Source organism: Nonomuraea sp. NPDC051941 (assembly GCF_044593615.1).
In genome coordinates this window covers 138,935-145,887 of sequence record NZ_JBIUCF010000036.1, presented here as the reverse complement: position 1 = coordinate 145,887, position 6,953 = coordinate 138,935, and the positions used below count along the sequence as shown (strand labels likewise).

The following is a 6,953-nucleotide window of genomic DNA, read 5'->3' as shown; positions in this document are numbered from 1 at the left end:
TCCTTCCGGCGTGCGCCACCCCTCCTAAAAAACCCCTCCACACCCCCCCCACATTTACCCCCCGCGCCCCCCCCCCCCCCCCCCCCCCCCCCCCCCCCCCGCTCGCGGGCACCGTCCCCCAACGGCCCCCGCGATGGCTCGCGCACCATGCCCGCGCGAGCCGGGTCCTCAGGCCGCCCTGAACTCGTGGCCCTCTGAGCGAGGCCGGAGCCGTACGACATCCGCCTCGATGAACCGGCCGCTGCCGCCTTCCGCGGGCTCCCCGTTGATGCGGGAGAGCAGCACCGGGTCGGCCAGCGCGAGCAGCACCCCCACCAGCAGCCCGAGACCCAGCAGCACGAATCCGATGGCAACCATTTCCTGTCCCCTTCCGACATCTCCCAGCATCGGCGACACCCCATGGCTCCCGCCTCCGCTGAAGGACTGGTCTCCTGCCACCCCTCTCGGCCGAACGGCTGATACGAGATGTCCGACTTCCGGCCTAGGCTCGAGGCCGTGGTGGAGAGCAAGCGCATCGTGTACTGGATCCGGCGGCTGAGCGAGATCGCGATGATCGGCTGGCTGGGCATGATGCTGCTGCTCGACCTCGTGCTGGCCGGCGTCACCGGAGGCGTCCAGTGGCTCGTGCCGTTCTGCGGCGCGGCCGGCATCGCGGCCGTGGTGCTGCGGCGCCGCTACCGGATCGAGGGGTTCAGCATCATGCTGGCCCTGTCGTTCAGCGTGTCGATCGTCATCGGCAGCACCGAGCTGCGGGGCGTGCCCGGCATGGCGGAGACGGGATCGCTGCTCATCCTGATCATCGGCGTGCTGCGGCACGTGGAGCCGGTGCGGCGGGCGGCCGTGCTCGCGTGCGTGGGCCTGATCGTGCTGCTGGCCGAGGCCGTCGGGCGCAAGTACAACGACTCGGGGCTGGCGTTCTCGTTCCTGCTGTTCGCGGGGTGGTCGACGGCGGCCGGGGTCGGCGGTTACCTCCGCTTCCAGCAGGAGCGCCGCACGGAGGCCGTCTATTCGGTACGGCGGGCCGAACGCCTCGAACTCGCCAGGGAGCTGCACGACCTGGTCGCCCACTACATCACGGGCATCGTGGTCCAGGCCCAGGCCGCGCGTACGGTCGCCGAGACCAAGCCGGAGGCGGTGGCGCCCGCGCTCGACGCGATCGCCACGGCCGGGTCGGAGGCGCTGACCTCGATGCGGCGCATGGTCACGGTGCTGCGCACCGAGGACGACGCGGCCCGCAAACCCGGCGTCACGCTGGCCGACCTGCGGATGCTGACCGAGCGGTTCTCCGCCGAAGGGCCGAAGGTGGCGTTCGAGATCGGGCAGGGGCTGGACGATCGCACGCTGCCGCCCGAGGTCATGACAACCCTGCACCGGGTGCTCCAGGAGTCGCTGACCAACATCCGCAAGCACGCCTCCCGTACCGCCTGGGTCGAGGCGGGTCTGCGGCGCTTCGAGAGGGTGGTGGTACTGCGGGTGCGGAACTTCGGGTCGGGGTCAGATCCGAAGGTGTCGCGCCTCGGCGGCGGGTTCGGGCTGGTCGGGATGGCCGAGCGGGTGGAGGCGCTGGGCGGCAGGCTCTACGCGGGCCCGTCCGCCGAGGGCGCCTGGGAGGTGGTCGCCGAGTTCCCCCTCCCGTAGGGCCCGCTCGAACGCCTCGCCGCCCAGGACGGCCCGCAGCCGCCCGCCGATCCGCTCCACGTCCAGCCGCTCGCCCACCGGCAGGGGCGCCCCCGCCGCCGCCCGCATGGCCGTGGCCGCCCCGATCAGCCTGGCCGCCTCCACGGGCCTGCCCCCTTGGTCGAGCGACAGGTCGAGCGACATGGCGCCCGCCAGGCCCTCGAGCGCCAGCGCGACCGCCCGGGGATCGCCGCTCGCCCGCGCGGCCTCGTACCCCTCGCGATGCCTGGCCAGCGCGAGCGCCGCGGCTCCGCGCTGCTCGGCCGCGAAGCCCAGCTCCGCCATGACGAACGCGATCCCGGGCGTCCCCCGCACCTGCCGCAGCCAGTCGAGCAGGGACAGCAGGTACGACTCCGCCTCCTCGTACCTGCCCTGCCGCCGGGCGCTCAGGGCCAGGCCGAGCACGGCGTTCTCCTCGGCGGACTTGTACGACTGCTCGACCGCCAGCCGCCTGGCGCGCTCGTGGTGGTCGTCGGCCCGCCCGTAGTCGCCGGACAACATCGCGATCCGGCCCAGCGCGGCCACCCTGAACGACACCTCGAACCCCAGCTCCTCCGCCAGCCGCAGCGCCTCCTCCCGCAGCCGGGCGGCCCTGGCGTAGTCGCCGCGGATCTCCGCCGCCCGGTCGAGCACGTCCATGGCCTCGATCTGCCCCCACTCGTCCCCGAGCTCCCTGAAGAGCGCCAGGCCCCGCTCGCCGTCGCGTTCCATGGCCGCCAGGTCGCCCCGGACGACGGCGAGCTTCCCGCGCAGGCAGAGCGCCGCCGCCACACCCCACCGATCGCCCAGCTCCCGGTAGGCCGCCAGCGCTCGCTCCGCAGCCACCTCGTGCGCCCGCCGGTCGCCGTAGGCCCACCGGACGTGGCTCAGGAACCAGTCGGCCAGCGCCGCGCCCGCCGGGTCGAGCTCGGCCCGCCGGACCGGCGAGGCGGGCTCGCCGATCAGCAGCTCGATCCCGGCCAGCCAGACCGACGCCCGCGCCGCCTCCGCCCCGGAGGCGGTGTGCGTCCCCAGGGCCGCCGACAGGGAGCGGCGGGCCTCGCGCAGGCGCCCGCGCAGGAACCAGTACCAGGCCAGGGCGTTGGCCAGGCGCAGCGGCTCCGGTCCCGCGAGGGCGAGCCGGAGGTTGGCGCTCTCGGCGTCGAGCCGGGCGAGCCATTCCCGCTGCCCGGGCCCCTTGAGGTCCGCCCGTTCGGCCAGGGCCGTGTAGTGGCGGGCGTGGCGCTCCCTGATCGCGTCGTACTCGCCCGCCTCGCGCAGCCGCTCCACGCAGTACGCCGTCACGGACTCCAGCAGCCGGTAGCGCGGCCCGGCCACGCGCACCACCAGCGACCGGTCGACCAGCCTGGCCACGGTGTCGAGCACGTCCACGCCGGGCTCGGCGCACACCTCCTCGGCCGCGTCCAGCGTGCACCCGTCGGCGTGCACGGCCAGGCGCCGCAGCACGACGCGCTCGGGTTCGCTCAGCAGCTCCCAGCTCCAGTCGATCATCGCCCGGAGCGTGCGCTGCCGCGCCGGCGCGTCCCGCATGCCCGCGCTGAGCAGCCTGAACCGGTCGTCCAGCCGGTCGGCCAGCTCCCGCACCCCGAGGGCGCGTACACGGGTGGCGGCCAGTTCGAGCGCCAGCGGGATGCCGTCGAGGCGCCGGCAGATGGTGGCCACGGTCTCGCTCGGCGGGACGTTCGCCCGGGCCGTGAAGAGCCGTACGGCCTCGGGTTCGGGCAGGGGCGGCACCGCGCGTACGGACTCGCCCGTCACGCCCAGCGGCTCCTGGCTCGTGGCCAGCACGCGCAGCCCCGGGGCGGTGCGCAGGAGGGCGGCGGCCAGCTCGGCCGCCTGCTCCACCAGGTGCTCGCAGTTGTCGAGGACGAGCAGCATGCGCTTGCCCGCCAGCGCTCCTGCCAGCCTGGGCGCGAGCGGGGCGGCGTCGTCGTCCCGCACGCCGAGCACGGCCGCGACCGCCTCGGCGGGCTCGGCCGCCCCCGCCAGCTCGGCCAGCCACACCCCGTCGGGGAAGTCCGGCCCCGCGTCGGCGGCGGCGGCCAGGGCGAGCCTGGTCTTGCCGACGCCGCCCGGCCCGGTGAGGGTCACCAGGCGGGAGGCGGCGAGCAGCGCACGGACGTCGGCCAGTTCCCCCTCCCGGCCGACCAGGTCGGTGAGCGGCGCGGGCAGGTTGGTGGCGGGCGCCACCGAGGAGGCCGGCGTCAGGCCGGGGTCCTGGCGCAGGATGGCCTGGTGGAGATCGGCCAGCGCTGGCGACGGGTCGAGCCCCAGGTCCTCCCCCAGCCGCCTGCGCAGGCCCTCGTAGGCGGCCAGGGCCTCGCTCTGCCGCCCGCCCCGGTAGAGCGCCGTCATGTGGGCGGCGACCAGCCGTTCGCGCAACGGGTGGCGGGCCACCAGGTCGCCCAGGTCCACGGGCCGGCCCAGCTCCAGGCGTACCTCCGCCTGCTCCTCCAGGGCCGCGAGGCGCGTCTCCTCCAGGCGCGCGGCCTCCGGGAGCGCGAAGGCGGCGTCGGCGAAGTCGGCGTACGCGGGCCCGCGCCACAGCGCCAGCGCCTGCTCCAGCTCGGCCGCGCGCGTGCGCGGATCAGGGGACCGGCGCTCCACGAGGGAGCGGAATCGCCCGGCGTCGCAGTCGTGGGCGGCCAGCCGGTATCCGGCGGGCCCGTGCACGACCAGGCCGGGGTCGCCGAGGGCCCGGCGCAGCTGGGAGACGCGGGCCTGGAGGGTGCCGACCGGGTTGCGGCCGGTCGCGGCGCCCCAGAGGTCGTCGATCAGCCGGTCCGCCGAGACCGGCCCGCCCCCGTGCGCCAGCAGGTCGGCCAGGAGCGCGCGTACTTTGGGCTCGGCCACCGGGACGGGCCTGCCGTCCTCGGCCCGGACCTCCAGCGGTCCCAGCACCCCGAATCGCACCACGTCAGTACTCAACCCGTGGCGGGGCGGAAGGATTTCCGTAGCGGCGTGTCCGAGGGTGTCGGGCATGAGTCAAGTGACAGTCGTGGGAATGGGCCCGATGGGCTCGAAGATGGCCGAGACGTTCCTGGCCGCCGGGCACGAGGTGGCGGTCTGGAACCGTACGGCGAGCAGGACGGCACCGCTGGTCGCCCAGGGCGCCAGGCAGGCGGCGAGCGCGGCGGACGGCGACCTGCTGGTGGTCAGCCAGATCAGCTACCAGGCGATGTACGACAGCTTCGGCGACGCCGGGCTGGACGGGAAGGTGGTGGTCAACCTCAGCTCCGACACCCCGGAGGCGCTGCGCCGAGCGGCCCGGTGGGTGGAGGAGCGCGGCGGCACGCTGATCACGGCGGGCATCATGGTGCCGCCGCCGGGGATCGGGCAGCCGGGCGCGTACACCTTCTACAGCGGCCCCAAGGACGTCCTCGACCGGCACGCCGGGACGCTGGAGGCGCTGAGCGAGGTCACCTACGTCGGGGCGGACCGGGCGCTGGCGATGATGTACTACCAGGCCCAGCTCCTGATCTTCTGGTCGAGCCTGACCAGCTTCATGCACGCCATGGCGATGCTGCGCACGGCGGGGACCGCGCCGGCGGAGTTCCTGCCGTTCGCCCGGGACCTGTTCACCCAGCTGGGCGGTGACGGACCCATGGGGTACGCCAAGATCCTGGCCGAGGAGTTCGCGGCCGGGAAGTATCCGGGCGAGCTGAACTCCCTGCACATGCAGGCCGTCGGCATCGGCCACGCCGTGGAGGCGCTGGCCGACGCCGGGCTGGAGACCACGGTCCCGGGCGCGCTCAAGGCGTTGTTCGAGCGCGCCGACGCCGAGGGCCGGGGCCACGAGGGGCTCGGCACCGTGATCGAGTCGATCCGAAAGCCCTAGTGATTGGCGAGGAAGGCGAGCAGGTCCTGGCGGGTGATCATGCCCGAGGGCTTGCCGTCTTCCAGCACAACGGCCGCATCGGCCTTCTCCAGCGCTTCGACCGCACGGGCCACAGGTTCACCACTGCCGATCATGGGTAGTGGCGCCGACATGTGATCACCGATCTGGTCGTCGGAGGAGAGTCTGCCGTGGTAGAGGGCTTCGAGGAGGTCGCGTTCGACGATGGAGCCGACCACCTCGGCCGCCATGACCGGCGGCTCCTCCTTCATCACCGGGAGCTGGGACACCGAGTATTCCCGCATGATCGAGATGGCCGTGCCCACCGACTCGTGCGGATGCGCGTGCACGAACTCCGGCAGCCCCGCTCCCTTCCGCGCCAGCACGTCGGCGACCAGCCCCTCCTCGGACGACGTGGTCAGGAAGCCGTAGTCGGCCATCCAGTCGTCGTTGAAGATCTTGGACAGGTAGCCGCGCCCGCCGTCGGGAAGCAGCACGACGATCACGTCGTCGGGCGCGGCCGTGGCCGCCACCCGCAGCGCCGCCACGACCGCCATCCCGCAGGAGCCGCCGACCAGCAGCCCCTCCTCGCGGGCGAGCCTGCGGGTCATGGTGAAGGAGTCCTTGTCGGACACCGCGATGATCTCGTCGCAGATCTTGGTGTCGTACGTGGCGGGCCAGATGTCCTCGCCCACCCCTTCCACCAGGTACGGCCGGCCGGTGCCGCCGGAGTAGACCGAGCCCTCCGGGTCGGCCCCGATGATCTTCACGCGGCCGCCGGAGACCTCCTTGAGATAGCGGCCGGTGCCGCTGATGGTGCCGCCGGTGCCGATGCCCGCGACGAAGTGGGTGATCCGGCCCTCGGTCTGCTCCCAGATCTCCGGACCCGTCGAGTGGTAGTGGGAGTCGGGGTTGTTGACGTTGGAGTACTGGTCGGGCTTCCAGGCGTTCGGCACCTCGCGGGCCAGCCGGTCGGAGACCGAGTAGTACGAGTCGGGATGGTCGGGCGAGACGGCGGTCGGGCAGACCACGACCTCGGCCCCATAGGCCCGCAGGACCGAGATCTTGTCCTGGGCCACCTTGTCCGGCACCACGAACAGGCACCGGTAACCCTTCTGCTGGGCCACGATCGCCAGGCCCACCCCCGTGTTGCCGGAGGTCGGCTCGACGATCACGCTTCCCGGACGCAGCTCGCCGGACGCCTCCGCGGCCTCGATCATCCGTACGGCGATGCGGTCCTTGACCGAGCCGCCCGGGTTGAAATATTCGACCTTGGCCAGCACCTGTGCGGACAACCCCGCGTTGACTTTGTGCAGCCGGACGAGCGGAGTGTTCCCCATGAGATCAACCAGGGAATCGTAAACGCGCACCGCGGTGTTCACCTTCTTTACCGAAGCTTGGTCAGCTTGCCAGTGGCCGAGATCCAGTGGGGGTGGCCGGC

Annotated in this window: 4 protein-coding genes and 1 pseudogene; 2 read left to right on the top strand and 3 right to left on the bottom strand. The window is 73.3% G+C overall.

Annotation, left to right across the window (positions count from 1 at the left end; genetic code table 11):
* Positions 1-168: 168 nt before the first annotated feature.
* Positions 169-357 (bottom strand): hypothetical protein, encoded by a 189-nt coding sequence (locus ACIHFD_RS44930; RefSeq protein ID WP_397372134.1) that lies wholly within the window; start codon positions 355-357, stop codon positions 169-171.
* Positions 358-465: 108 nt separating this feature from the next.
* Here ACIHFD_RS44930 and ACIHFD_RS44925 point away from each other — a divergent pair.
* A pseudogene (locus tag ACIHFD_RS44925) lies at positions 466-1,572 on the top strand (sensor histidine kinase); the annotation flags it as partial.
* Here the strand turns inward: ACIHFD_RS44925 and ACIHFD_RS44920 are convergent.
* Positions 1,495-4,593, bottom strand: a complete 3,099-nt coding sequence (locus ACIHFD_RS44920) for a BTAD domain-containing putative transcriptional regulator (RefSeq protein ID WP_397372133.1) — start codon at positions 4,591-4,593, stop codon at positions 1,495-1,497. The pseudogene ACIHFD_RS44925 and the gene ACIHFD_RS44920 overlap by 78 nt on opposite strands.
* A gap of 64 nt (positions 4,594-4,657) precedes the next feature.
* Here ACIHFD_RS44920 and ACIHFD_RS44915 point away from each other — a divergent pair, with 64 nt between their 5' ends.
* Positions 4,658-5,515, top strand: coding sequence for an NAD(P)-dependent oxidoreductase (locus ACIHFD_RS44915; RefSeq protein WP_397372132.1), 858 nt, complete (start codon positions 4,658-4,660; stop codon positions 5,513-5,515).
* Here ACIHFD_RS44915 and ACIHFD_RS44910 read toward each other — a convergent pair.
* A complete protein-coding gene (locus tag ACIHFD_RS44910; protein WP_397372131.1) occupies positions 5,512-6,882 on the bottom strand; it encodes a cystathionine beta-synthase in 1,371 nt (456 codons plus the stop codon). The genes ACIHFD_RS44915 and ACIHFD_RS44910 overlap by 4 nt on opposite strands.
* Positions 6,883-6,953 lie beyond the last annotated feature (71 nt).